This window comes from Actinomyces sp. oral taxon 175 str. F0384, assembly GCF_000223355.1.
GTDB classification, from domain to species: Bacteria; Actinomycetota; Actinomycetes; order Actinomycetales; family Actinomycetaceae; genus Actinomyces; species Actinomyces oris.
Map to the genome: position 1 here is coordinate 351,265 of NZ_AFUR01000006.1, position 22,632 is coordinate 373,896.

A 22,632-nucleotide genomic window follows, 5' to 3' on the forward strand; every position below is an offset into this window, starting at 1 on the left:
ATGGTCTCCTTCGTCCGCGCCCCCCGGGTTCTTGAGAAGCCCGCCGAGGTGCAGCTGACGCCCTCCCAGCGAGCCACCGTGCACATGGCGGCCTCGCTGCTGCTGGACTACCCGGCCGAGGGGACTCTGGAGACGCGCCTGAACGCCGTCGAGGCCGAGCTGGCCACACTGCCGGCGGAGGTGGCCGTCCTCTTGGAGGAGTTCATCGCTCAGGCGCGGCGCCGCGGCGAGCGGGCCATGGCCGAGCACTACGTGGAGGTCTTCGACCGACGTCGGCGCTGCTGCCTGTACCTGACGTACTACACGGTGGGTGACACCCGGCACCGGGGCGCCGCACTGCTGGCCTTCAAGCAGGCGCTGGCGGCGGCCGGCTACGAGATGGCCGCCGATGAGCTGCCCGACTACCTGCCGGTGGTCCTCGAGCTGTCCGCGCGCAGCGGTGACGAGGTGGCGGGAACGCTCTTGTCCTCCCACCGGGAGGGCATCGAGGTGCTGCGCAGCGCCCTGGCCGACGCCGCCTCCCCCTACGCGGGGCTGGTGGAGGCCGTCTCGATGACTCTGCCGCAGATCGACGAGGCCACCGCCGAGCGCGTACGCGCCCTGGTGGCGGCCGGACCGCCCACCGAGACCGTCGGTGTCACCGACACCCTGCCCTTCCCGACCATTCCCGTGCGCAACCCGAGCCTGTCCGGTGTAACCGCCGTGCCGGGCTCGGCACCAGTCGCCAATCCTTCCCCCTTCACGAGCAGCCAGGAGAGCATGACATGAGCCCGATTCAGCAGAACCTCATGTGGGTGGCCCTGCCCTACGCCAGCCTGGTGCTGCTGGTGGCAGGCATGATCTGGCGGTGGCGCACCGACCAGTTCGGCTGGACCTCCCGCTCCTCGCAGTGGAACGAGTCCCGCATCCTGCGCCTGGCCTCCCCCCTGTTCCACCTGGGCTTCCTCATGGTGATGGGCGGTCACGTCGTCGGGCTGCTGGTGCCCAAGGACGTCACCGAGATGCTGGGCGTCTCCCAGCACATGTACCACCTGGGCGCCACCTACCTGGGAACCTTGGCGGCCATCCTGACGATCGTGGGCCTGGTCGGGCTCATCTACCGGCGCATCGTCGTCAAGAGCGTGCGCCTGGCCACCACCCGCAACGATCTGGTCATGTACTGCTTCCTCATCGTGCCGATCCTGCTGGGAACGGCGGCCACGGTCCTCAACCAGCTCACCGACGCCCACGGCTACGACTACCGCGAGACGATCAGCCCCTGGCTGCGCTCGGTGCTGGTCCTCCAGCCGCGCCCCGAGCTGATGGCCGACGTGCCGGTCTCCTTCAAGCTCCACGTCATCGCGGGCTTCCTGCTCCTGGCGATCTGGCCCTTCACCCGCCTGGTCCACGTGGTCTCCGCGCCCGTGGGCTACGTGACCCGCCCCTATGTGGTCTACCGTTCCCGAGAGGGCGCCACCTCCACCGCTCAGACCTCACGCGGCTGGACCCCGGTGCGGACCCAGGGCACCGGCAACCAGGGGGCCAACGACGTCACTCCCTCTCAGGGAGCCTGAACCGGACGTTCCCGCCGTCACGAAAGGACAAACGTATGGGTATCACTCGTCGTGCGGCCATCGCCGCCGTCAGTCTGCTCTCCGCCGTCTCCTTGGCCGCCTGCGGCGGGTCCGTCTCCAACAGCTCCACCGGCGCCGCCACGGGAGCCGCTTCCGCAGGCGCCTCGGGCGGTACGGGGAAGGCGACCGGCAAGGTCACGGTCCTGGCCGCGGCCTCCCTCCAGAAGGCCTTCGAGGAGATCGAGAAGACCGTGGAGAAGGACAACCCCGGCCTGGACGTCACCTTCGACTTCCAGGGCTCCCAGGACCTGGTGGCCTCCCTGGCGGGTGGCGACAGCGCCGACGTCCTGGCCACGGCCAACAACTCCACGATGAAGACCGCTGCGGACCAGAAGCTGGTCGGGAACCAAACCGAGTTCGCCACCAACGTCCTGACCCTCATCGTCCCCAAGGGCAACCCCAAGAAGATCACCGGGTTGGACTCGTCGCTGGACGGCGCCAACCTGGTCATCTGTGCCCCCGAGGTGCCCTGCGGTGAGGCCACCAAGAAGCTCGCCGAGGCCCAGGGAATCACCCTCAACCCGGTCTCCGAGGAGCAGAAGGTGACCGACGTGCGCGGCAAGGTCGAGTCCGGCGAGGCCGACGCCGGCGTCGTCTACACCACCGACGCGGCGGCCGCCAAGGACAAGGCGGACAAGATCGACATCCCCGACGGCGGCGTCGTCAACCACTACCCGATCGCCCCGACGGCCGAGCCCGAGAACCCCGCGGGCGCGCAGGTCTTCATCGATGCCGTCACCGGCAAGACCGGTCAGGAGATCCTGGCCAAGCACGGCTTCGGCAAGCCCGGTAGTACCGCTGCCGGGGCAAGTGCCGGGGCGAGCTCCACTGCCGGGGGCTCCGCGGCGGCCAGCGCCGGGGCCAGTTCCGAGGCCAGCGCCGGAGCCGGCGCCGCCCCGTCCCAGGCCGCGACCGCTGAGGGGTCCTCCGCCCCGGAGGCGAACAAGCCCACCGCGCAGACCACTGCTCCGTGATGGCTTGCCGGTCTGAATCGGTGGCCTGGTAGACATGAGTCTGTGAACCAGATGTCCCCCACTGCACGCTCCGAGCAGCAGTCGGTACGGCGGCCCGTCCGCGCCCTTTCTCGGCGTGGGCGGGCCGCTCGCTCACCTCTGCCCGTCCTCGTGACCGCGCTGGCCGTCTTGGGAGGCTGCGCGATCGTCCTGCCCCTGGTGGGGATGGGGACGCGCGTGTCCTGGGGGCAGCTGCCCCAGCTGCTGGCAACGCCGTCGGCGCAGGCGGCCCTGTGGCTGTCGATCTGCACCTGCTTGAGCTCCACGGTCGTCTGCGTGGTGCTGGGCGTGCCGCTGGCGCTGCTGCTGGCCCGCAGCTGGCCGGGGGTGAGGATCGCGCGGATCCTCGCGGTGCTGCCGATGACGATGCCGCCGGTGGTGGCCGGTATCGCGTTGCTGTCCACCTTGGGCAACCGCGGCCTGCTGGGGGCGCACCTGAAGGAGTGGGGGGTGCCCATCGCCTTCTCCACCACCGCGGTGGTCATCGCCCAGGTGTTCGTCTCCATGCCTTTCCTGGTGGTCACCCTGGAGGCGGCGCTGCGCAGCCGCGACAAGCGGGCCGAAGTCACCGCCCGGAGCCTGGGGGCCGGCCCGTGGCGGGTTCTGGCGCAGGTGACGCTGCCGTTGGCAACGCCCGCTCTGGCTCGGGGCACGGCGCTGGCCCTGGGCCGGAGCCTGGGCGAGTTCGGGGCGACCATCGCCTTCGCCGGCTCCAAGGAGGGCGTCACCCGCACGATGCCCTTGGCCATCTACCTGGAGCGGGAGAAGGATACGGCCACATCCCTGGCCCTGGCCGCCGTGCTCATCGGCCTGTCCTTCGTCATCGTCGGGGCGACCAACATCGACTGGGGCACGGCGGCCTCCCACCTGCTGCCCCGCCACAGGCGCCAGGAGCACCAGGACCGCGATGTCGCTGTGTCGGAGCCCCGAGGCGCGCAGGCCTCGACGCCGTCCAGGGGCGAGCGGACTTCCGAGTCACCTCGGGGCGGCGGGCGCGGCCAGGACCTGCAGGTGGCCTTTGAGCTGCCGCAGCGCGACGTCGTCGTCGACCTGGAGGTTGAGGCAGGTCGCACGACGGCGCTCATCGGCCCCAACGGCTCGGGCAAGTCGACGGTCTGCTCCGTGGTGGCCGGCCTGCTGGACGCCGAGAACGGGCAGGTCGTGCTGGGCGGACGAGTCCTGGACGGCCCCGGGGGCTTCGTGCGGGCGGGGCGGCGCCAGGTGGCGCTGCTCAGCCAGGAGCCGGGCGTCTTCACCCACATGTCCGTGCTGGGCAACGTGGTCTTCGCGCTGCGCTGTCAAGGGGTGGGCCGGGCGGAGGCGACGCGTCGGGCCCGAGCCGAGCTGGCCGCCGTCGGGGCCGATCACCTGGCCTCCCGCCCGGGAGGCGCACTCTCGGGAGGGCAGGCGGCCCGCGTGGCGCTGGCCCGGGCGCTGGCGACAGGGCCCCGCCTGCTGGTCCTGGACGAGCCGATGGCCGCCCTGGACGTGACCGCCCGCCAGGAGATGCGCCGCCTGGTGGCGCGTCGATGCGCCGAGGAGGGACTGACGCTGCTGCTGGTGACCCATGACGTCCTGGACCTGACGGCGCTGGCCGAGGACGTCGTCGTCCTGGACCGGGGCCGAGTGGTGGAGCAGGGGCCGACGGCGAGGATCCTGTCCGCGCCGCGTTCGGACTTCGTCGCCCACCTGACGGGGACAGCCGTACTCACCGGGGTCATCGACGGCGACGCCGAGGCACCGGGGCTGCGGCTGCCGTCCGGGCAGGTCGTTCATGGCCGCCCCCGGGAGGATGCCGCTGACGGGCACGTCGGCGAGCAAGGCCACCGGGACGACCGCGACGAGGTGCTGCGCCCCGGAGCGCCGGGTATTGCGCTGGTGCCGCCCGATGCCGTCGCCCTCTACCGACAGGCACCGCACGGCAGTCCCCGCAACATCCTGACCGGCCGGGTGACGGGCCTGGAGCGCTCGGGAGCGCTGGTGAGTGTGCGCCTGGAGCTCGAGGAGGGGCAGCGGCTGTCAGCGGCGGTCACCGCTGGTGCCGTTGCCGAGCTCGGCATCACCGAGGGCCGGGAAGTCTGCTGCGTCATCAAGGCAGTGCAGGTGCGTATCCTGGCTCGCCGGGGTTGAGGACCACGGCACTGAGACGTTGAGAGAAGGACCGGTGAGATGAGGGAGGACCCTGTGAGTACCGCTGACCGAAGTGATCGCGATGGCGTCTGCGGATCGGTGATCGCCGAGGAGCGCCTGCGGCCGCTGAGCCGCGATGAGCTGGAGCGCTACCACCGCAATGCCCTCGTGCCGCAGGTGGGGCTCGTGGGGCAGCAGCGCATCCGCGCGTCCCGGGTCCTGCTCATCGGTGCCGGCGGGCTCGGGGCACCGGCGGCGCTGTACCTGGCGGCCGCCGGAGTGGGGACGATCGGGCTCATTGACGACGACGACGTCGACGTGTCCAACCTGCAACGCCAGGTCATCCATGCCACGGCGGCCGTGGGGCGCCCCAAGGTGGACTCGGCGGCCGAGGCGATCAGAGCGCTCAATCCTGACATTGAGGTCGTTGCCCACCGGAGGCGATTGACGGCCGATAACGCCCGGGACCTTCTGGGCGGCTGGGACGTGGTTATCGACGGCACGGACAACTTTCCCACGCGGTACCTGGTCAATGACGCCACCGTCATGCTGGGGCTGCCGCTGGTGCACGGGGCGGTACTGGGGTTCAACGGGCAGGTGGGGGTCTTCGACGCGCGCCGGGGCCCGTGCTACCGGTGCCTGCATCCCGCCCCGCCGCCCGCAGGTTCGGTGCCCTCCTGCGCGGAGGCGGGGGTGCTGGGAGTGCTGCCCGGCATCATCGGGACGATGCAGGCCGCTGAGGCGCTCAAGCTGGTCATCGGTGGCGGGCAGCCGCTGCTGGGGAGGTTGGCGTTGCTCGACGCCTGGGGGGCGCACCTGCGGGAGATTCCGGTGGCGAAGAACCCGGCCTGCCCGGTGTGCGGGAAGAACCCGAGTATCACCGCGCTGGTCGCTGAGGCTGATGCCTGCGTGATTCCCCGAACTCCCGAGGCCGACACGCAGCCACAGGAGCCCGGCTCCGGGGGTGACTCCTGTCAGCAGGTCGGAGGCTCTGAGTCCGGCCCCGCTGCGTCCGCCCAGGCTCAGGGGGTTGGTGAGGCCTTGGGGGTGGGAGTGGAGGTTGTCTCTGCGGCCAAGCTGAGGAGGCTCCTGGAGGGCGATGTGCCGCCGGCGCTGCTGGATGTGCGCGAGGACGTCGAGGTGGCGCTCGAGCCGATGGGAGGCGCGCTGCACATTCCGTTGCGTGAGGTCGTGGCACGGATGGACGAACTGGATGGGGATCGCCCGACCGTGGTCGTGTGCGCCGCTGGGGTGCGCTCGGCCCGCGCCATCGAGGCACTGAAAGCTGCTGGCTATCCCGGCCGGCTCCTCAACCTCGAGGGCGGCATGAGGGCCTGGGTCTCTAGCAAACCTTGACCGCGGCATCAGCGGGCCTTGGTGTCACGATTGGCGACTTTTAAGCCGTCCATCGGCTGACGTGCCCGGGCCTGTAGGGCTCTGACCAGCGTATACGCGCCGGAGTGCGGTGGTTGTCGGGCCAGGTGTGCTTTTAAAAGTCGCCGTTTGTGACACCGGTCGTGGAGTGAGCCGGCGGCCTGCGGTGCGGCTGCGTGTGTTGTTGGGTGTGGGGGTTAGTGGCCTTGGGCTTCTTCGGCGTCGTCGGTGAGGTAGGTGACGATGCGGACCAGGTCGTAGGGGGTGGAGGTCTCGGTGGTGGTGATGGTGCCCTCGATGGGCCGCCAGGTGGTCTGGGCGTGCATCGCATCAGCAGTCACCACCACCCCGTCCATGTCGACGGGCTCAAGCAAGTCCCTCAGGGCCGGGACCTCTGGTTGGACTTGTCCGCCACCCGCTGCTGGGTCAGCACGGCGCCGGTGGCGTGGTCCAGGTCCTGCAGAACCCGGCGGATGGTCGACTCCGACGGAAGAGTCTGGCCCTTCTCCAGCCCCAGGGCCTCCAGGTCGGCACCAGTCAGGTCGGTGGCGTGCTCCCAAATCGCTGTCAGGTTGCAACAGCCCGCCAGCACTCCGGTCACAGCCAGAGACAAGACCGTGAACAGGCTGTGGCGCGCTCCGCGTCTGTCGCGTGGGTCGGTGATGTTCCTGAGAACCTGGACCAGGGGCTGGCGCGACAAGGCGTTCGTGGTGGAGGATGACATCAGAGCGGGCTCCCAGGACGAAGGGATTGATTAAGCACCGCTCATCGTCCCCACAGGGCCTGCGCCCCCGTCCTAACGACACACCGCCCCATCAAACCAGCTCAGACACCCCCACCCACCGACTTTGCCGAACCCTGAGCTCCCTACCCATGACCGACGCCCAGCCCGAACAGGTCACCGTCTGGCTCCAAGGGCATTGGAAAATAGAAAACCGACTCCACTGGGCCAGAGACGTCGTCACGTGCGAGGACCACCACCAGCTGCACACCGCTAACGGTCCCCGAGATCATGCCCGACCTGCATAACCTGCCCATCAGCGTGACCCGACTCTTCCACAACCCCAGCATATTCATCGCCTCAACCGCCAAATCCACGTCAAGACGACCAAACGAGCCATCAATTTCAACACTCAGCCAAGCACCTGAACCAACTTTGCCAGCCCCACCTCAAGGATTGCTACTAACCTCCGTAATTATTTTTGTGCATGTCGTATATTGTTCTGGAATTGCAGCATTCTTGGGAGTGTGTTAATTTAACTACAAATAGATCGAATCATTTGCATCCAGATGGGCTCCACATGAGGTGAGACTCAATGAATTGGTTGCAAACACAGAAGGAGACTACCTTGGGAGAATAGGCTGGCAGCGATGCACAGTTGGTGATGTTCACGGGTGGACGCGATAGCACTCTTGCAGCCTGTTCTCTGATGCTGAGAGGTATGCCAGTACATCTGTACACGGCAAATTCTGGATGTTCTCTACACAGAGATGTCCTTGAGGTACGGGTGCGAGAGATGAGGAGCCGCTTTGGCGGACTGATGCTGAGACACGTCAATCAAGATATTTCTGGAAGCTTCCGCTCTCTCGCTATTGCAGACCTTGAACAAGACATCCTGACCTACAGGAAGAATCTTGTACTGCTGGGAGAGAAAATAGCGATACACTGCCACGTGATCGACTACTGCAAGCGGAACGACATTACTATAGTTAATGACGGTATCGCTGTCTACCAGAAGGAGTTTCCGGAGCAGCGTTCCGTGGCCAAGGACTACTTTGTGGAGTTCATGAAGGGTTACGGAATCACGTACGAGAGTCCCATCTACGACTGGGCGCAGTCGTCTGATGACGTTAAGTACAAGTTATTACAGTTAGGGTTGTCCACAAAATCGCTCGAGGGCCTGTCGGTATTCGCCGACAGTTTTACCACGCCGAGTGATGAAGTTGTTTTACAGTATTTGCGCGATAAGGAGCGCAAGGCTGTCGACATTATCGACTCCCTTCAGGGCAGTATAGTTAACTCTTCCACCTCCTTAGAGGGTTCTAGGTATGCCAAATGATCCAGCCTCAATAAATCCTTCACTAAATCCTTTATTGAGTCACGACCGATCGAGAGAATCATATTACGGACATACTTCCAGAAGTCGGAGCGCTCTTGCTGACATGCTAGGCCACGACCTAGGCGTAGACTCTAACTGCATTCATTTTGTCCCGAACACCTCTACCGCCCTGGCTGTGGTGCTCGGGGGGATTATGGCAGAGAATTTAAGATTGAGAGGGGCAGGTCCACTATGGAGGCACTACGGCCCCTATCAAGGAGTAGTCAGATCTATGGAAGAGGTGCTCAACGGCAGGTGGGTCGGTTTTCATACGCATGTAGCCCCAGTGACGTTAGCGTCGACAACAGCTTCCGTGAACCAGGGGGCGCGACAGCCTCTGTCGTGAACGGAGCACAGTCTCTTGGCACTTCCCTTACCGAGGAACTGGTGTCGAGTGGTACAGTCGTAATTGCGCCGCTTCATAAGCATCTGGCGCTCGCACCGGGGCTGGGTATAGTGATACTAGATGCCGTTACAGGGCAACAGTTGCCGTCGATTGCGAGTTTTTTGTCACTGACTGAGGGCGGCTACCCATCACTTGATCTGCTTGAACAGGCGCTTGATAGAATGAGACGCGGAAAGGTCTGGAACAAGGCACAGCTCCTGTTCTCGCAAGACCTTGTCGACTGGGCGGCCGCGGAGGGATTAGAGATCGTGGGAGGTGGCGGCGGACTCCCTATGGCGGCGGTAAAGATGTCCAGAGGAGGAGGCGACGCGAACGTGATGGTACGAGAACTTCCACCCAGCGCCAAGTACTTCAGGCGTCAGGGAATCATTCGCTACTCGTACTCGAGCCTGGGGTGCAAGGATGATTCCTGGGTCGATGCTACTGAAGCCTTCTGCCGTGACCTGAAGGGACTGATCAGATGTCGGGAATGCTAGATAACCGATACGTCCGGGGCGCGGTGGTGGTGCTCGGCGGGGTCCTGTTCATGTCTTTTGATGCAGCCCTCATCCGCGCTGTAGACCAGCCGGCCGGGGTGTTGTCGTTGTGGCGCGGTGTGCTGATATGCGCTGCCATGGTGCTGGCGGCAGTGGTCTGCCACGTTGCTGGGGTAAAGCAACGCTGGGACAACGAGTGGGCTGCCTGGGGTAACGGGCTGATGTTCGGGATAGCATCAGTGGCATTCGTGTATTCCATCGAGAGCACTTCCGCCGCTAACACGCTCTTTATCATGGCGACCATGCCGGTATGGTCGGCAATTCTGGGACGAGTGTTTCTCCGGGCCAGCATCGACCGGCCGACGGTCCTGGCGATCCTGGCGTCGCTGGCCGGTATGACGATCATCTTCGCTTCACAGCTGTCCAGCGCCGCAGGCCGGGGGGAACTGCTGGCCCTGCTGGCTGCCGTGTCGATGAGCGGTGGTTTCGTATGCTCCTCCAAACGCCGCTCCAGCCCCTTCCTCACCACAGCGGTCGGCGGTGCGCTGTGCGCACTCACCGCTGCTGCCCTTCTGCACGGGGTCAAGGTTCCTGACGAGTCCTCCTCATGGCTGCCTCTGGTGGCCGAAGGCTTCGTGGTCATGCCGGTCGGTCTGGTCTGCTTATCCGTTGGACCGAAGCTCCTGCCCGTGCACCATGTAGCAATCTTCGTGTTGGCGGAGACAGTGCTGGGCCCGGTGTGGGTGTGGCTGTTCTTCCGTGAGAATCCCGGGGCGGCCTCACTCCTAGGTGGGTCGGTGGTCATCGGAGCGATCATCGGCCTCAACATGCACTACATTCGCCGCTCAAGGAGGGAGAGAGCGGGTGCGACTTGATAGGCGTGACATGGGGGAGAGTCCGCCAATTGTCAAGTGCGCTGCGGTCGTTCTCCGCGGGAATAGCATGCTGCTTGTCCGCAAGCGTGGTACGACCGACCTCATTTCTCCTGGAGGCAAGCTGGAGAGATGGGAGTCGCATGTCGCCTGCCTCGGCCGCGAGCTTGATGAGGAGCTCGGGGTCTCGTTGGTGTCGGCCACTTACTTCGGTACCTATGAAGATGTCTCCATCTTCGACCGGAGCCGGATGATCACCCTATTCGTCTACATGTGCGATATTGTGGGCGACCCGGTCCCTCGCTCTGAGATCGAGGCCGTAGAATGGGTCCCCGTGACCTGCTCGCCAGGTGATGGGTCAACCTTTCAGAGCAGGGTGATTCCTGATATTGCAAGGATGCGTGGTCAATGCTGAACAGCCCGGTGGGCGTGGTGACAGACCTGGACGGGACCGTCGTCTTCGGCGGAGTCGCCGATCCCCGGCTGGCCCCCTTTCTCAGGCGGGCCGCGGGACGTGAGGACATATCGGTCATCGTGGCGACCTCACGTGCGCCCCGAGGAATGGCCGAGGTACTGGGAGATGCCGTGACCTGCCTGGAAGGCTCGGTCTGCCTCAACGGGGCTCTCTTGCGCCTAGGAGACAAGGAGAGGCGCTACCCCATGAGGGCGGATCACGTCCGCGCCGTCGTGGACGCCGCCTTCCGCGAGGGCATGCCTCTCTACGTGGACCAGGGCAGCTCTTTCACTGCACTGGCGGGCCATGACCCCGCCGCAGATCCGTGGTCGGGGGAAGTGTCTGAAGCGGTCTCAGATTTCGCTGAGTCCCCAGAGACAGGGGTGAAGAAGAAGTCCCGGCGAAGGGACAGCCAAGATTCCGGGACGGCACAGGGCCTCTGGGACGGCCTGGAGCACATGCGGGACTACCCGGATGGCACGTGGTGCACCGACCCGGCGCAGGTACCGACTGAGGATGTACTCAAGGTGACGGTCGTCAGCAAAAGGTGCCGGGGCCGTGCGGGGCAGGACAGCATCAGGCAGAGCATCACTGATCCGCTACAAGGAGCGGCTGGTCCGGGTACGAGGGCTGCCGACTCGCAGGAGACGGGCGGCCCGGAGCCCGCGAGCACTCTCCAGGACTTGCTGGGGCTACGCCTCGACGGCGTCGTCGCCTACCCGCACGAGGACGGCGTGGTCGATATCTGCGCGGCAGGGGTGGACAAGAGCGTCTGCATGAGGCTGCCGGCCGCCTCGGGAGGTGCGGGTACCGTGGGAGGGACAGCCATCATGGGGCAGTCACCGGCCCTTCGCCATCGCCCCGTCTCCACGTGGGTCGCGGTAGGCAACGACGCCAACGACGTGGAGATGATCCGCGCGGCAGACATCGGTGTCATTGTCGGGGACGGGCTGAAAGAGGTCAGGGCAAGGAGGCAGACGGTCCGCGTCCCCTCACGCCCTGGCGCGGTGGTGTCCATTCTGGAGCAGTTGCTTGAGCTGCACCACTGACGTCACCACCAGCATGTGTGGAGTGCCTGGCGTTTCTCGGACTTGGGGAGATTCTCCTTTCATGAGTGGATATGGGAGGAGACCATGCGAGCAGCGAAGTACTTAGAGGAACTGCTGGACACAGATTGAGAGTGAAGCGGCCTGTGGAGGGCCACCACAGCGGAGGTGACCGAGTCCTACGATCTTGTGAGCCACAGACGTGGGCAACCGGGCCGCACGGTGCAGGAAGGAGCACGCCACCGGCCTGGACAGTCAGAAGACCTCCGAGTCGGCTTGAAACTCACGAAGCTCAAGGCGGAGGTCCATCAGTTGCGTGGGAAACACGAGTTCCTAAAATGCAGCAGCCTGGCTTGCGAAGGAACAACGTCGGCGACCAAGGTGCTTGCGAGGGCACGGAACGCGAAGGCGTTGGTGTAGGTGATGCTCCTCTCGGTACGGGCCACGGTCGCAGACGCGCTGGCACTCACGCTGGCCTCAGCCGGCCCGCTCCGCACTCCCCAAAGGAGCCATGAGCAGCCAGACGAGGTAGAGCCCGCCCAGCGCCGCACTGACCAGACCCACCGGGATCTGGAAGGGACTGAGAAGCCGCTGCGCCAGGAAATCAGCCCCGCCCAGCAAGAGCGCCCCCATGGCCGCCGAGGCGATCAGCGTCATCCCAGCCGACCGGCTCAGCCGGCGCGCCAGCTGCGGTGCGGCCAGGGCGATGAAACCGATCGGTCCCGCCGTTGCCACGCAGATCGCCGCCAGCACGACGCCGTATCCGAGCATCGCGCCGCGCACTCTGCCAACCCGCAGTCCCAGGCTGGTTGCGGCGTCGTCACCCATCTCCAGGAGGCTCGCAGGTCGCACGAGCCACACGACCTGAATCAGCAGCACTGCAGCAGCCAAAGACAGGGGCTTGACCTGCCCCCAGGAAATCGCGTTGAAGGAACCGTACTGCCAGGCCTTGGCGGTCTCGGCGCTGGGAAGACTGGCTTGGGAGATGAGGTAGCTGTTGGCAGCCGAGAGCATCTCGGAGATGGCGACCCCGGTCAGGATCAGGTTGTCGCCGCCCACGCCACCGCGCCGCGACACAAGAGCAACCACCGCCGCGGTCGCAAAGCCTCCGAGGACCGCTCCCACCGAGACCTGGAGATCACTCGCCGACGCCGCCAGCAGAAGCATGAACAACCCACCACTGGAGGCGCCGGTCGTGAACCCCACAATGTCGGGGCTGCCCAGGGGATTTCGTGACAGGTTCTGGAAGACCGCACCCGACAGCGCCAGCATCGCCCCCACCAGCGCCGCCGCGACCGCGCGCGGAAGCCGCTGGTTGAGCACGAAGAAGCGATCCATCCTGCTTCCCGACCCCGTCAGCAGTGTGTGCAGCGCGTCGGCCCCGGAGATGTTGTAGGCGCCGAACAGCACCGAGACAGCCACCACGGCCAGCGCCGCAGCAAGCGCCAGCACGGTCATTACAGCGGCCCGCCGGTGGACGAGGAAGGCCCTGCGACGTCCAACGGGGCATCGCAGCTGAGAGGCCGGAGCTCCGAGGCGCAAACCGTCGGTCTCCGACGCCGCGCTACCGGCCGCGTCCCGAACCCGCTTCACCGCCCTTTCACCCCCATCCGCTGGATGACCATGAGCAGCAGCACCGGACCGCCGATGAATGCGGTCACGACCCCCGCCTCCATCTCACCGGAGTCCAGGATGACCCGCCCGACGACGTCGGCGGCCAGCAGCAGGACCGGTCCGGCGACGAGGGAGACCGCCAGCAGCCTGCGCTGGTCAGCCCCCAGGGCCAGCCGCAGCACCTGCGGGACCACCAGCCCAACGAAGGAGATCGGCCCGACCGCCGCCGTCGACGCCCCACACAGCAGAGTGATCGAGGTCAGTGCCAGCGCCCGAGCGCGCCTCGGGCTGACACCCAGCGCCTTGGCCTGCTCCTCCCCCAACGCCAAGGCGTTGAGCGTGAGCCCCGAGGCCAGAGCCAGCACCAGCCCGACGACGAGGAAGGGCGCCACCCACACCAGCAGCACCGCATCCCGGTCCGCCAGCGAGCCCAGAACCCAGAAGCGGTAGGAGTCGAAGGTGACGGAGTCGTACATGGTGACGGTCCCAGTGATCGACCGCAGGCTCGCCCCCAGCGCCACCCCGGCCAGCACGAGCCTGGCGGGTCCGGCGTCGGCGCTGCGCACCGACATGAGGTGGACGAGGAAGGCGGCCAGGGCGGCCCCTGCGAAGGCGAACCAGAGGAAGTCACTCACATCTGTCAGCCCCAGCAGAGACATCGACAGGACCACCGACAGCGACGCGCCGGCATTGATGCCGAGAATGCCCGGCTCGGCCAGGGGATTGCGGGTCAGCCCCTGCATGACGACCCCCGCCACGGCCAGCGAGGCTCCCACCATGACCGCCAGGACGGTCCGCGGCATCCGCAGCTGCCAGACAATGACCGAGGCGACCGTCGTCCTGCCCGGCACGAAGGCACCGGCCACTTCCTCCAGCGTCAGACTGTGCGACCCAACGGCCAGGCTCACCAGGCACAGAAGCACCGACAGCACCCCGAGAACAAGGACGGTCCCACCCACCGGAACCCCCACTGACGTAGGGGCGGACCTCCCGGCAGACTCCTCACCACAGCCACCGCGGCGCTCCCACCACCGGGCAATCACGCCAGAGCTCCCGGCTGCGACTGACGAGCGACCTCCGCCACGTCCCCACCTTTCCTCAGGATGATTCTTGATAAAAACGCTATGACTTAGGTTAGCCTAAGCCCATGACATCCCACTACAGCCGCCGCAGCGCTCTCGTCTTCGCAGGGTTGGCCACCACCATCCCCGTCCTCGCCGCTTGCTCCGGTAAGAAGGCGGACTCCAGCGCCTCCTCGACCGCCAAGGCCAAGCCCGCCTCATCGGTGCCCACCGGCATGCCCGAGGGCAAGGGCTCAGGCAAGGCCGACGACGTCTTCCCCCGCAAGGTCGTCCACTTCAAGGGCACCACCGAGATCAAGAAGGCCCCCACCAAGGTCGTCATCCTGTCCACCGGTCAGCTCGACGTCGCCCTGACCCTGGGCATCGTGCCGATCGGCTCGACCAAGGGCGACGGCGCCGCAACGGTCCCGGAGTACCTCAAGAAGGCCTTCCCCAAGCAGGCCGACAAGCTGGGCGCCATCAAGGACGTCGGCTCTCGCAAGTCCCCCAGCGTCGAGGACATCGGCAACCTGTCCCCGGACCTCATCCTCGTCAACCAGGCGGGCAAGGACGACATCGACACCCTCTACAAGTCCCTGTCCGAGGTGGCGCCCACCGTCGTCACCCAGGGCAAGAGCGAGGCGTGGAAGCAGGACTTCCTCCTCGTGGCCGACGCCCTGGGTAAGCCGGAGACCGCCAAGAAGTGGATGGAGACCTACCAGGTCGACGCCGCGAAGGCCGGCTCTGCCATCGACGGCAATCCCACCGTCTCCCTGCTGCGCAAGACCAGCGACAAGCTTCGTCTCTTCGGGGCGGTCTCGCTGGCCGGCTCTGTCCTGTCCGACATGGGCGTCGCCCGCCCCAGCACCCAGACCTTCACCGACAACGGCAACAAGGACATCAGCTCCGAGACCCTGGCTGAGGCAGAGGCCGACTGGATCCTCTACGGGGCGCAGAAGACCCCGAAGGATGAGAAGGACAAGGACAAGAACAACACTGAGCTGACCGCCATGCCCTTGTGGGCGGGGCTCAAGGCCGTCAACGACAAGCACGCCGTGCGCGTTGACGACGACGCCTTCTTCCTCAACGCCGGCCCCACCGCGGCACGGCTCGTCATGACCACGGTGGCGGACACGCTGCCGAAGAAGAAGTAGTCCGTGCCCGCTCCGGTCTCATCGCAGGCTCGTTCCGACGCCCAGGTCCCCACTGCGGGCCTGGGCGTCCGGGGCATCCGCCTGGCCTACCATCCCAGCCATCCGGTCATCGAGGACCTGAGCACGGCCATCACCCCGGGCGCGGTGACGATGATCGTGGGCCCTAATGCCTGCGGGAAGTCCACGCTGCTGCGCGCCATGAGCCGGGTCCTCTCCCCGAGCTCCGGGCAGGTGGTCCTCGACGGCCGCGACATCGCCACCCTGGCCCCCAAGAAGCTGGCCCGGCGAGTGGGCATGCTCGCCCAGTCCTCCATCGCCCCGCCCGGGATCACCGTCCACGAGCTAGTGGCGCGCGGGCGCTACCCGTATCAGTCGCTCCTGCACCAGTGGTCGACCGACGACGACGCGGCCGTCACCGAGGCCATGGAACGCACCGACGTCGTCGGCCTGGCCAACCGGCACGTGTCCGCACTCTCCGGCGGGCAGCGCCAGCGGGTGTGGGTGGCCATGGCCCTGGCCCAGCGCACCGACATCCTCCTGCTCGACGAGCCGACCACCTACCTGGACCTGGCCCACCAGGTGGACCTCCTCGAGCTGTGCCGGGACCTGAACGCCGAGCTGGGCACCACCATCGTGGCGGTGCTCCACGATCTCAACCAGGCCTGTCGTTACGGGGACGAGGTGATCGCCATGCGCGCCGGCAGCATCATGGCCCACGGCCGCCCCGAGGATGTCGTCACCGCGGAGATGGTTGAGGAGGTCTTCAGCCTGAAGGTCCAGGTCATCTCCGACCCACTCACCGGGACCCCGCTGGTTCTGCCCCTGCCGCGCGGGACCGCTGCGACGACGCCGGCAGGTGAGGCCGGGTAAGGACCGGAATGGCCCGCAATCGGGCTTCGGCCGAGCGCGATCACCCGCGAGCGCCTGCGAGCATCGCTGCCCGCTCACCGGCACCGGTCTTCGCCTGCTCTCGGGCCGATACACACCAACCTCACGGACCACGACCGGTCCCCCGCGGCCCCGCAGGGTCGCCCTGACAGAACCTGTGGGCGGTGGACCCGCGCCGAGGCCCGCACCTAGTCTTCACATATCAACCAGAACTGATGTGAGGACATACCTGTGACTGCTTCTGCTCCCGCCCTGCCCGCCACCATGCGCGGCGTCGTCATGCACGCCGCCGGAGACGTCCGTGTCGAGGACCGCGAGGTCCCCCACGTCATCGAGCCCACCGACGCCGTCGTCAAGCTCGAGGCCGCCTGCGTGTGCGGCTCGGACCTGTGGCCCTACCGGGGCATCTCCCCCGTGGAGGAGGCCCGTCCCATGGGCCACGAGTACGTGGGCACCGTCGTCGAGATCGGCGACGAGGTCACGAGCGTCAAGGTCGGCGACTTCGTCGTCGGCTCCTTCTGCCTGAGCGACAACACCTGCGAGATCTGCGAGGACGGCTTCCAGTCGCGCTGCGCCAACGGTGGCTTCATCGGGGACACCCAGGCCGAGTACACGCGCGTGGCCCTGGCCGACGGAACCCTCGTCGTCGTTCCCGGCGGCAAGCCCGAGGACCCCGAGATCATCGCCTCGCTGCTGGCCGCCTCCGACGTCCTGGGAACCGGCTGGTTCGGGGCCGTCGCGGCCCAGGCCGGCCCCGGCAAGACCATCGCGGTGGTCGGCGACGGCGCCGTGGGCCTGTCCGCCGTCCTGGCCGCCAAGGCCCTGGGGGCTGAGAAGGTCATCGCCTTCTCCCGTCACGAGGACCGGGCGGCGCTCGCCCGCGAGTTCGGCGCCGACGTCGTCATCGCCGAGCGTGGCGACGAGGGCGCCGCGAAGGTCAAGGAGCTCACCGGCGGCTACGGTGCTCACGGCGTCGTCGAGGCCGTGGGCAACCAGACCTCGATGATGCAGGCCATCGCCTCCTGCCGCCCCGGCGGGCACCTGGGCTACGTGGGCGTGGCACACGGCGTCTCCCTGCCCGGCGACCAGCTCTTCTTCGCCGAGATCCACATGCTGGGCGGCCCCGCGCCCGTGCGCCGCTTCCTGCCCGACCTCATCGACCGCATCCTCAAGCGCGAGATCAACCCCGGCAAGGTCTTCACCCTGCGCCTGCCCCTGGAGGAGGCCGCAGAGGCCTACAAGGCCATGGACGAGCGCCGCGCCATCAAGGTGCTCCTGGAGCCCTGAGCCGAGCCGCACACCCCACCATCATCGTCTGACAACAGGAGCATTCATGAAGACCCTCGTTCTCGTCTTCCACCCCGACATGTCCGCCTCTCGCGCCAACCGGTCCCTGGCGGCCAAGGCCGAGGCCCTCGGTAACGACGTCACCGTGCGCTACATGTACGACCTCTACCCCGACCAGAAGGTCGACGTCGCCGCCGAGCAGACCGCCCTGGAGGCCGCCGACCGGGTCGTCCTCCAGTTCCCCATGTACTGGTACTCCACCCCCGCCCTGCTCAAGCAGTGGCTCGACGACGTGCTCCTCTACGGCTGGGCCTACGGCTCGACCGGCAAGGCCCTGGCCGGCAAGGAGCTGCTGGTGGCCGTCAGCACCGGCGGTCCCGGCGAGGCCTACAGCCATGAGTCCTCCTACGGCTACACGCTCACCGAGCTGCTGCGCCCCCTCCAGGCGACGGCCAACATGGTCCAGATGACCTACCTGGCACCTTTCACCACCACCGGGATCCTCACCATCACCGATGAGGCCCTGGCTCAGCGGGCTGAGGACTACGCCGCCACCCTGCAGTCCACGGACCTGCCGGTTCTGGACCTCCGCGGCTGAGTCCGCCAGCAGGCAGCGTCCACATGCCCGAGGGCCCAGGCCGGTTCGCCGGTCTGGGCCCTCGGGGCGTCTCACGGGTGCCTCAGTCGCCGTCGGCCAGGTCCTTGAAGTAGCGCGCCACCGGCCAGCGCTGGAAGCCGAGCCCCTCGTAGGTGGCGCGGGCCGGGGCGTGCCCCAGGTCCCCGCCGGTCTCCACCATCACCATGGCCATCCCGGCGGCCCGGGCCCGCTCCATGGAGTGGTTCATGAGGGCACGGCCAATGCCGCGACGCTGATAGTCGGGGTCGACGACGACGATATAGACCTCCCCCATCCTGTCCTCGGGATGCAGACGGGTGCACACCCAGCCCACCGGGCGACCGTCGACAACGGCGACATCGACGCCGTCGGGCTCGCCGTCGAGGACCTCGGCAAGATCGGAGAACTGTCGCTGCCGCCAGCCCTCGGGGTAGAAGGAGCGGTAGACGAAGGCGGGCACGTCCTGCTCCATGAGCGGGAAGACCGGAGCCCAGGCACGCAGGGACAGGTCCAGCAGCACCTGACGCTGCTCCGGCCGGTACGCAACGATCTCAACCATGCCGAGATCCTACGGCGCTCCCCACAGATACGCCGGGTCCCCGCCGGCCATCGCGCCGACGGGGACCCAGTAGCTCAGGACCGCTGAAGGACCTCAGCCGAAGATGTCGAGCAGCGGGAGCTCGGGGGTCTGAAGGACCGCGGCGTAGTCCTGCGCCCGGCGGGCGATGGCCTCATCAGTGATCTCCAGGGCGCCCACCGACAGGAAGGGCACCGCGTACTTGGTGCCGATGACTCGCGAGGTTCCCTGCATGGGCCGCAGGAACTCGTGGATCGTGTAGATGTGTGCACCCTCGCGGCCGTAGGCGCTGCCGGCGCCGCCGACGCTGACGGCCAGGAGCAGCTCCTTGCCGTGCAGGGCCGTGCCGGTCGAGCCGTAGGCCCAACCGAAGGTGAGGACGTCGTCGAGCCACTTCTTGAGCAGGGGCGGGCAGGAGAGCCAGTACATGGGGTACTGCAGCACGATGCGGTCGGCGCCCAGCAGAGCCGCCTGCTCGGTGGCCACATCGATGTTGAAGTCGGGGTAGAGGTCGTACATGTAGCGCACGGTGATGTTGCCGCCGAGCGACTCCGCCGCGGCCCCGAGGGCCTTGTTGACCCGGGACTCGGAGATGTTGGGGTGGAAGACGAGAACGAGAGTGTTCACGGAGGACTCCCTGGTGTCGTTGGACTGTGAAGCGGGGGATGGCCCCCGTGAGGCGCCGGGGCTCCCGGCGCCGGACAGGACGTCGCTCAGGCTGGAGAAGCCGCCGATGATGACCTCCAGCTTGGGAGCCATCGCACCGCGATCCAGCCAGGACTCCTTGGGGCGGAAGGGGACGCGATCGGCGTCGTCGCCACTGTGCAGCTCATTGGGTCCGCCCATGCCCAGGGCGGCGTTCGAGTCGCCGAAGCGCTCGTCCCACATGCGGGTGGCGACGTCGATGCCGCGCTTGCTCCGGCCCGGCTGACGGTCGGACTCGACGGTCTCGGCCATGGCGACCGCCTGCTGGTGGGCGGTCAGAACCGTCGAGAGGGTGTAGTTGAGCGCCAGGTAGGCGTCCTCGCTGCGCAGACCCCCGGAGACGAGGGCGTTGTGGGCGCGCTTGGCCACGGACATGAAGGGCACGTAGGCCCAGGCCAGGTTGATGAGGGTGTGGTCCAGGCCGGGATGGGCGTCGAGCACGTCCCACAGCGAGTCGGAGAGCCGGCGCAGGTAGTCCTGCCAGCTCAGGCCGGTGGGGGGCAGTGTGGCGTCGGCGGACACACGCTCCAGGCAAGCCACGAGCAGGTCGTCGCGAGAGCTGACGGTGCGTCCCAGATCAGCCGCACTCACCCCGAGCCGACGCGCCACCTTACCCATCGTGAACCGGTCCACACCGATCTCAAGGGCCGCTGTGACGACGTCATCCCTGGTAAAACCGGCATTATGCTGCATTGAGCCTCCCGGGTTGGGTCATACTCGTCAGCGTAACGAACCAATAACAGCCCGCCAAATCGAAGGCTCCTATCCGCGCGATGACCGACGCCGTTCTTCCGCAATATAACGGGAAATAAACCATCCCTCCCCCACACCTCCCTCACGCCTCTGACGCCGCCAGGAATCTCACGGCGAGGTAACGGCTCGGCACACGCCGGGCGGCCTGCCGGGTGGCGCGCCCGACGACGGTGGGGTCTCGCCGAGCCCGCTCCCCCGTTACCGTGGTGCCATGAGCGAGACTCCCCGCCCACAGCGCCCCGTCTTTCCGGAACCGCCCGCGGCGCCCTCACCGGCAGCGGCGCAGCCCGCGCTGACGGCACCCCCGGCCAAGCAGCGGCGCTGGCGCGATGACCTGCACCTGGCGCACACGATCGCCAACAAGGTGGACAGCCTCACCCTGGCCCGTTTCGACGCCGGCAACTTCACCGTGGAGACCAAGTCGGACCTCACGCCGGTCACCGAGGCCGACAAGGAGGCCGAGCGCGTCATCCGCGAGCAGCTGGGGCGGGCGCGCGGGCGCGACTCCGTCCTGGGTGAGGAACTGCCCACCACTGGACACTCCTCGCGTCAGTGGGTCATCGACCCGATCGACGGGACCAAGAACTTCGTGCGGGGAGTGCCGGTATGGGCCACGCTCATCGGCCTCATCGAGGACGGCCAGTGCGTCGTCGGGTTGGTCTCGGCCCCCGCGCTGGGGAGACGCTGGTGGGCCGTGTCCGGCGGCGGAGCCTGGACCGGACGCTCCCTGAGCTCGGCGCGGCGGCTGTCGGTGTCCGGCGTCGACGACCTCACCCGGGCCTCGATGTCCTACTCCTCGCTGTCGGGGTGGGCGCAGACCAAGCGGCTGCGCGGGATGCTGGGGCTCATGCAGTCGTGCTGGCGCACCCGTGCCTACGGGGACTTCTGGTCCTACATGCTCGTGGCCGAGGGCGCCGTGGACCTGGCCGCCGAGCCCGAGCTCGAGCTCTATGACATGGCGGCGCTCGTCCCCGTGGTCACCGAGGCAGGCGGGCGCTTCACCTCCCTGGACGGCGAGCCCGGGCCCTTCGGGGGCAACGCGGTGGCCACGAACTCGCTGCTGCACGACGTCGCCCTGCACCACCTGAGCGCCGAGACGGACTGAGCCGGCCCCGCTTGAGCCGCAACCCCATCTGCTGGACACCAGTGCGCCCCGAAGTTATAAAAGATCTAAAAGATCTAAAACGCGCAAAAGTGAGCCAAGACACTTTGGTTAAGGGGTAGCCACGCTGCACGAGGGCGGGGCGCTACTGGACACCGCACGACGGAAGCAGCCGCTCCTCGGGGCCACACGCCGAGGTCGCACGGGCTGGACTTGTCCCGCATCCGACGTTATAAAAGGGATACAAACTGATATGCGGCCGCAGAGTTGGGCCTTTGCCCCGGTGTCGCCGCGCGGCTGAACCGCCACCGCTGCGGCGGGTACCACAGTGACCCGGCCGTTCCCCCACCCCGTGCGCCGGTAACCTGCCGTGAGTCCACCATCCATCCACCCCAGGAGTCCCTTTGAACTGGCTGCACGCCATCCTCCTCGGCATCGTCGAGGGCATCACCGAGTTCCTCCCGGTGTCCTCCACCGGCCACCTCAACATCGTCGAGAAGCTGCTCGGCCACGACATCACCGAAACGGGCACGACGGCCTTCACCGCCGTCATCCAGGTCGGTGCGATCATCGCCGCCATCATCTACTTCTGGGCCGACATCGTCCGCATCGTCACCGCCTGGTTCAGGGGCCTGAGCAACCAGCAGGCCCGGCGGGACCCCGACTACACGCTCGGCTGGGGCATCATCCTGGGCTCGATCCCGGTGGCCGTCGTCGGGCTGCTGCTCAAGAGATTCATCGAGGAATCGGTCCGCTCCCTGTGGGTGATCGCCGGAGCCCTCATCATCTGGTCGGCAGTCATGTGGCTGGCCGACCGCCAGCAGAACCTCACCAAGGGCATGAAGGACGTGACCGTCAAGGACGCCCTCATCATCGGTGCATTCCAGGCCCTGTCCCCGGTGCTCCCCGGCATCTCCCGCTCCGGGGCAACGATCTCCGCCGGCCTCTTCCTCAAGTTCGATCGGGTGACGGCCACGCGCCTGTCCTTCTTCATGGGGATTCCGTCCCTGGTTGCGGCCGGCCTGCTGGAGGCCGTCACCGAGGCCGGCGCCATCAGTGACACCGTGGGCTGGACGCCCACCATTATCGCGACCGTCGTCTCCGGCGTCGTCGCCTACGCGACCATCGCCTGGCTGCTGCGCTTCGTGTCCTCCAACAAGTTCACATCCTTCCTCGTCTACCGAGTGCTGCTGGGCCTCATCATCATCGCCCTGGTCTCCGCCGGCACCATCGCCGCCTGACGGAGCCCTTGCCGCCGATCTCAGTTCACCTCCGCCGGCATTCTTCACGTGGGGCAACGGATTCTTCCGTTGCCCCACGTGATTTCTGTGCTCCTCAGCATCGAGATCCGACGCCGCACGAATCCTGCTTCTGCGTCGTCGTCCGCTTGTA

Annotated in this window: 23 protein-coding genes; 17 read left to right on the forward strand and 6 right to left on the reverse strand. The window is 67.0% G+C overall.

The annotated features are described in order from the left end of the window. Genes narJ through moeB form a run of 5 tightly spaced genes read left to right on the forward strand, consistent with a single transcriptional unit; the run spans position 1 to position 6,112 of the window. Positions 1–768: a nitrate reductase molybdenum cofactor assembly chaperone gene (gene narJ / locus HMPREF9058_RS10095; protein ID WP_009407210.1), complete on the forward strand. Its 768-nt coding sequence runs from the start codon at positions 1–3 to the stop codon at positions 766–768. Beyond that, positions 765–1,553 carry a respiratory nitrate reductase subunit gamma gene (gene narI / locus HMPREF9058_RS10100; RefSeq protein ID WP_009407357.1) on the forward strand — a complete coding sequence of 263 codons (789 nt, stop codon included), beginning with the start codon at positions 765–767 and terminating at the stop codon, positions 1,551–1,553. Before narJ ends, narI begins: the two co-directional genes overlap by 4 nt. Before the next feature lie 35 nt (positions 1,554–1,588). Then, positions 1,589–2,587 carry a molybdate ABC transporter substrate-binding protein gene (modA, locus tag HMPREF9058_RS10105; RefSeq protein WP_009407042.1) on the forward strand — a complete coding sequence of 333 codons (999 nt, stop codon included), beginning with the start codon at positions 1,589–1,591 and terminating at the stop codon, positions 2,585–2,587. Between the two features lie 42 nt (positions 2,588–2,629). Further along, entirely contained in the window at positions 2,630–4,756 is a 2,127-nt protein-coding gene (locus tag HMPREF9058_RS10110) for an ABC transporter permease (RefSeq protein ID WP_009407256.1), read from the forward strand. Positions 4,757–4,795: 39 nt separating this feature from the next. Beyond that, positions 4,796–6,112, forward strand: a complete 1,317-nt coding sequence (gene moeB, locus HMPREF9058_RS10115; RefSeq protein ID WP_009407193.1) for a molybdopterin-synthase adenylyltransferase MoeB — start codon at positions 4,796–4,798, stop codon at positions 6,110–6,112. Between the two features lie 215 nt (positions 6,113–6,327). Here the strand turns inward: moeB and HMPREF9058_RS13635 are convergent, their stop codons facing one another. Both HMPREF9058_RS13635 and HMPREF9058_RS10120 read right to left on the reverse strand, forming a co-directional pair. After that, positions 6,328–6,504: a hypothetical protein gene (locus HMPREF9058_RS13635; RefSeq protein WP_175284718.1), complete on the reverse strand. Its 177-nt coding sequence runs from the start codon at positions 6,502–6,504 to the stop codon at positions 6,328–6,330. Between the two features lie 5 nt (positions 6,505–6,509). Beyond that, positions 6,510–6,854 (reverse strand): transposase family protein, encoded by a 345-nt coding sequence (locus HMPREF9058_RS10120; protein WP_009747857.1) that lies wholly within the window; start codon positions 6,852–6,854, stop codon positions 6,510–6,512. A gap of 793 nt (positions 6,855–7,647) precedes the next feature. On the opposite strand from HMPREF9058_RS10120, the gene HMPREF9058_RS10130 reads away from it, so the two are divergent. The 6 genes from HMPREF9058_RS10130 to HMPREF9058_RS10145 are packed head-to-tail and all read left to right on the forward strand — an operon-like array spanning position 7,648 to position 11,486. After that, positions 7,648–8,190, forward strand: a complete 543-nt coding sequence (locus HMPREF9058_RS10130; protein WP_254654127.1) for a hypothetical protein — start codon at positions 7,648–7,650, stop codon at positions 8,188–8,190. Continuing rightward, positions 8,180–8,575, forward strand: a complete 396-nt coding sequence (locus HMPREF9058_RS14025; protein ID WP_368072136.1) for a DUF6024 family protein — start codon at positions 8,180–8,182, stop codon at positions 8,573–8,575. The genes HMPREF9058_RS10130 and HMPREF9058_RS14025 overlap by 11 nt, the downstream gene beginning before the upstream one ends. Further along, on the forward strand, positions 8,485–9,111 hold the full coding sequence (locus tag HMPREF9058_RS13490; RefSeq protein WP_368072137.1) for a DUF6024 family protein: 627 nt from the start codon (positions 8,485–8,487) through the stop codon (positions 9,109–9,111). Before HMPREF9058_RS14025 ends, HMPREF9058_RS13490 begins: the two co-directional genes overlap by 91 nt. Next, positions 9,096–9,986: a DMT family transporter gene (locus tag HMPREF9058_RS10135; protein ID WP_009747822.1), complete on the forward strand. Its 891-nt coding sequence runs from the start codon at positions 9,096–9,098 to the stop codon at positions 9,984–9,986. Before HMPREF9058_RS13490 ends, HMPREF9058_RS10135 begins: the two co-directional genes overlap by 16 nt. 10 nt (positions 9,987–9,996) lie before the next feature. After that, complete coding sequence (locus HMPREF9058_RS10140) at positions 9,997–10,398, forward strand: NUDIX domain-containing protein (protein WP_043538160.1); 402 nt, start codon at positions 9,997–9,999, stop codon at positions 10,396–10,398. Beyond that, complete coding sequence (locus tag HMPREF9058_RS10145; RefSeq protein ID WP_009407151.1) at positions 10,392–11,486, forward strand: HAD hydrolase family protein; 1,095 nt, start codon at positions 10,392–10,394, stop codon at positions 11,484–11,486. The genes HMPREF9058_RS10140 and HMPREF9058_RS10145 overlap by 7 nt, the downstream gene beginning before the upstream one ends. A gap of 474 nt (positions 11,487–11,960) precedes the next feature. Here HMPREF9058_RS10145 and HMPREF9058_RS10150 read toward each other — a convergent pair whose 3' ends face one another. Together HMPREF9058_RS10150 and HMPREF9058_RS10155 are read right to left on the reverse strand one after the other, a co-directional pair. Next, a complete protein-coding gene (locus tag HMPREF9058_RS10150; protein WP_009747959.1) occupies positions 11,961–13,076 on the reverse strand; it encodes an iron chelate uptake ABC transporter family permease subunit in 1,116 nt (371 codons plus the stop codon). Further along, complete coding sequence (locus tag HMPREF9058_RS10155; RefSeq protein WP_009747831.1) at positions 13,073–14,068, reverse strand: iron ABC transporter permease; 996 nt, start codon at positions 14,066–14,068, stop codon at positions 13,073–13,075. The genes HMPREF9058_RS10150 and HMPREF9058_RS10155 overlap by 4 nt, the downstream gene beginning before the upstream one ends. A gap of 176 nt (positions 14,069–14,244) precedes the next feature. On the opposite strand from HMPREF9058_RS10155, the gene HMPREF9058_RS10160 reads away from it, so the two are divergent. From HMPREF9058_RS10160 to HMPREF9058_RS10175, 4 genes are all read left to right on the forward strand, one after another. Further along, positions 14,245–15,312, forward strand: coding sequence for an iron-siderophore ABC transporter substrate-binding protein (locus HMPREF9058_RS10160; RefSeq protein ID WP_009747896.1), 1,068 nt, complete (start codon positions 14,245–14,247; stop codon positions 15,310–15,312). Between the two features lie 3 nt (positions 15,313–15,315). Further along, positions 15,316–16,182, forward strand: a complete 867-nt coding sequence (locus tag HMPREF9058_RS10165) for an ABC transporter ATP-binding protein (RefSeq protein ID WP_009406982.1) — start codon at positions 15,316–15,318, stop codon at positions 16,180–16,182. Positions 16,183–16,464: 282 nt separating this feature from the next. After that, positions 16,465–17,487, forward strand: coding sequence for a zinc-dependent alcohol dehydrogenase family protein (locus HMPREF9058_RS10170; RefSeq protein ID WP_050798054.1), 1,023 nt, complete (start codon positions 16,465–16,467; stop codon positions 17,485–17,487). Between the two features lie 46 nt (positions 17,488–17,533). Then, entirely contained in the window at positions 17,534–18,085 is a 552-nt protein-coding gene (locus HMPREF9058_RS10175; RefSeq protein WP_009407195.1) for an NAD(P)H-dependent oxidoreductase, read from the forward strand. An 82-nt stretch (positions 18,086–18,167) separates the two neighbouring features. Here the strand turns inward: HMPREF9058_RS10175 and HMPREF9058_RS10180 are convergent, their stop codons facing one another. Both HMPREF9058_RS10180 and HMPREF9058_RS14030 read right to left on the reverse strand, forming a co-directional pair. Further along, positions 18,168–18,662 (reverse strand): GNAT family N-acetyltransferase, encoded by a 495-nt coding sequence (locus HMPREF9058_RS10180; protein ID WP_009407247.1) that lies wholly within the window; start codon positions 18,660–18,662, stop codon positions 18,168–18,170. Positions 18,663–18,755: 93 nt separating this feature from the next. Further along, complete coding sequence (locus HMPREF9058_RS14030; protein WP_009407408.1) at positions 18,756–20,078, reverse strand: NAD(P)H-dependent oxidoreductase; 1,323 nt, start codon at positions 20,076–20,078, stop codon at positions 18,756–18,758. A gap of 271 nt (positions 20,079–20,349) precedes the next feature. Here HMPREF9058_RS14030 and hisN point away from each other — a divergent pair, with 271 nt between their 5' ends. Continuing rightward, positions 20,350–21,243 (forward strand): histidinol-phosphatase, encoded by an 894-nt coding sequence (hisN, locus tag HMPREF9058_RS10190; protein ID WP_003786930.1) that lies wholly within the window; start codon positions 20,350–20,352, stop codon positions 21,241–21,243. A 401-nt stretch (positions 21,244–21,644) separates the two neighbouring features. Further along, positions 21,645–22,481, forward strand: a complete 837-nt coding sequence (locus tag HMPREF9058_RS10195) for an undecaprenyl-diphosphate phosphatase (RefSeq protein WP_009407124.1) — start codon at positions 21,645–21,647, stop codon at positions 22,479–22,481. The last annotated feature ends 151 nt before the right edge of the window (positions 22,482–22,632 follow it).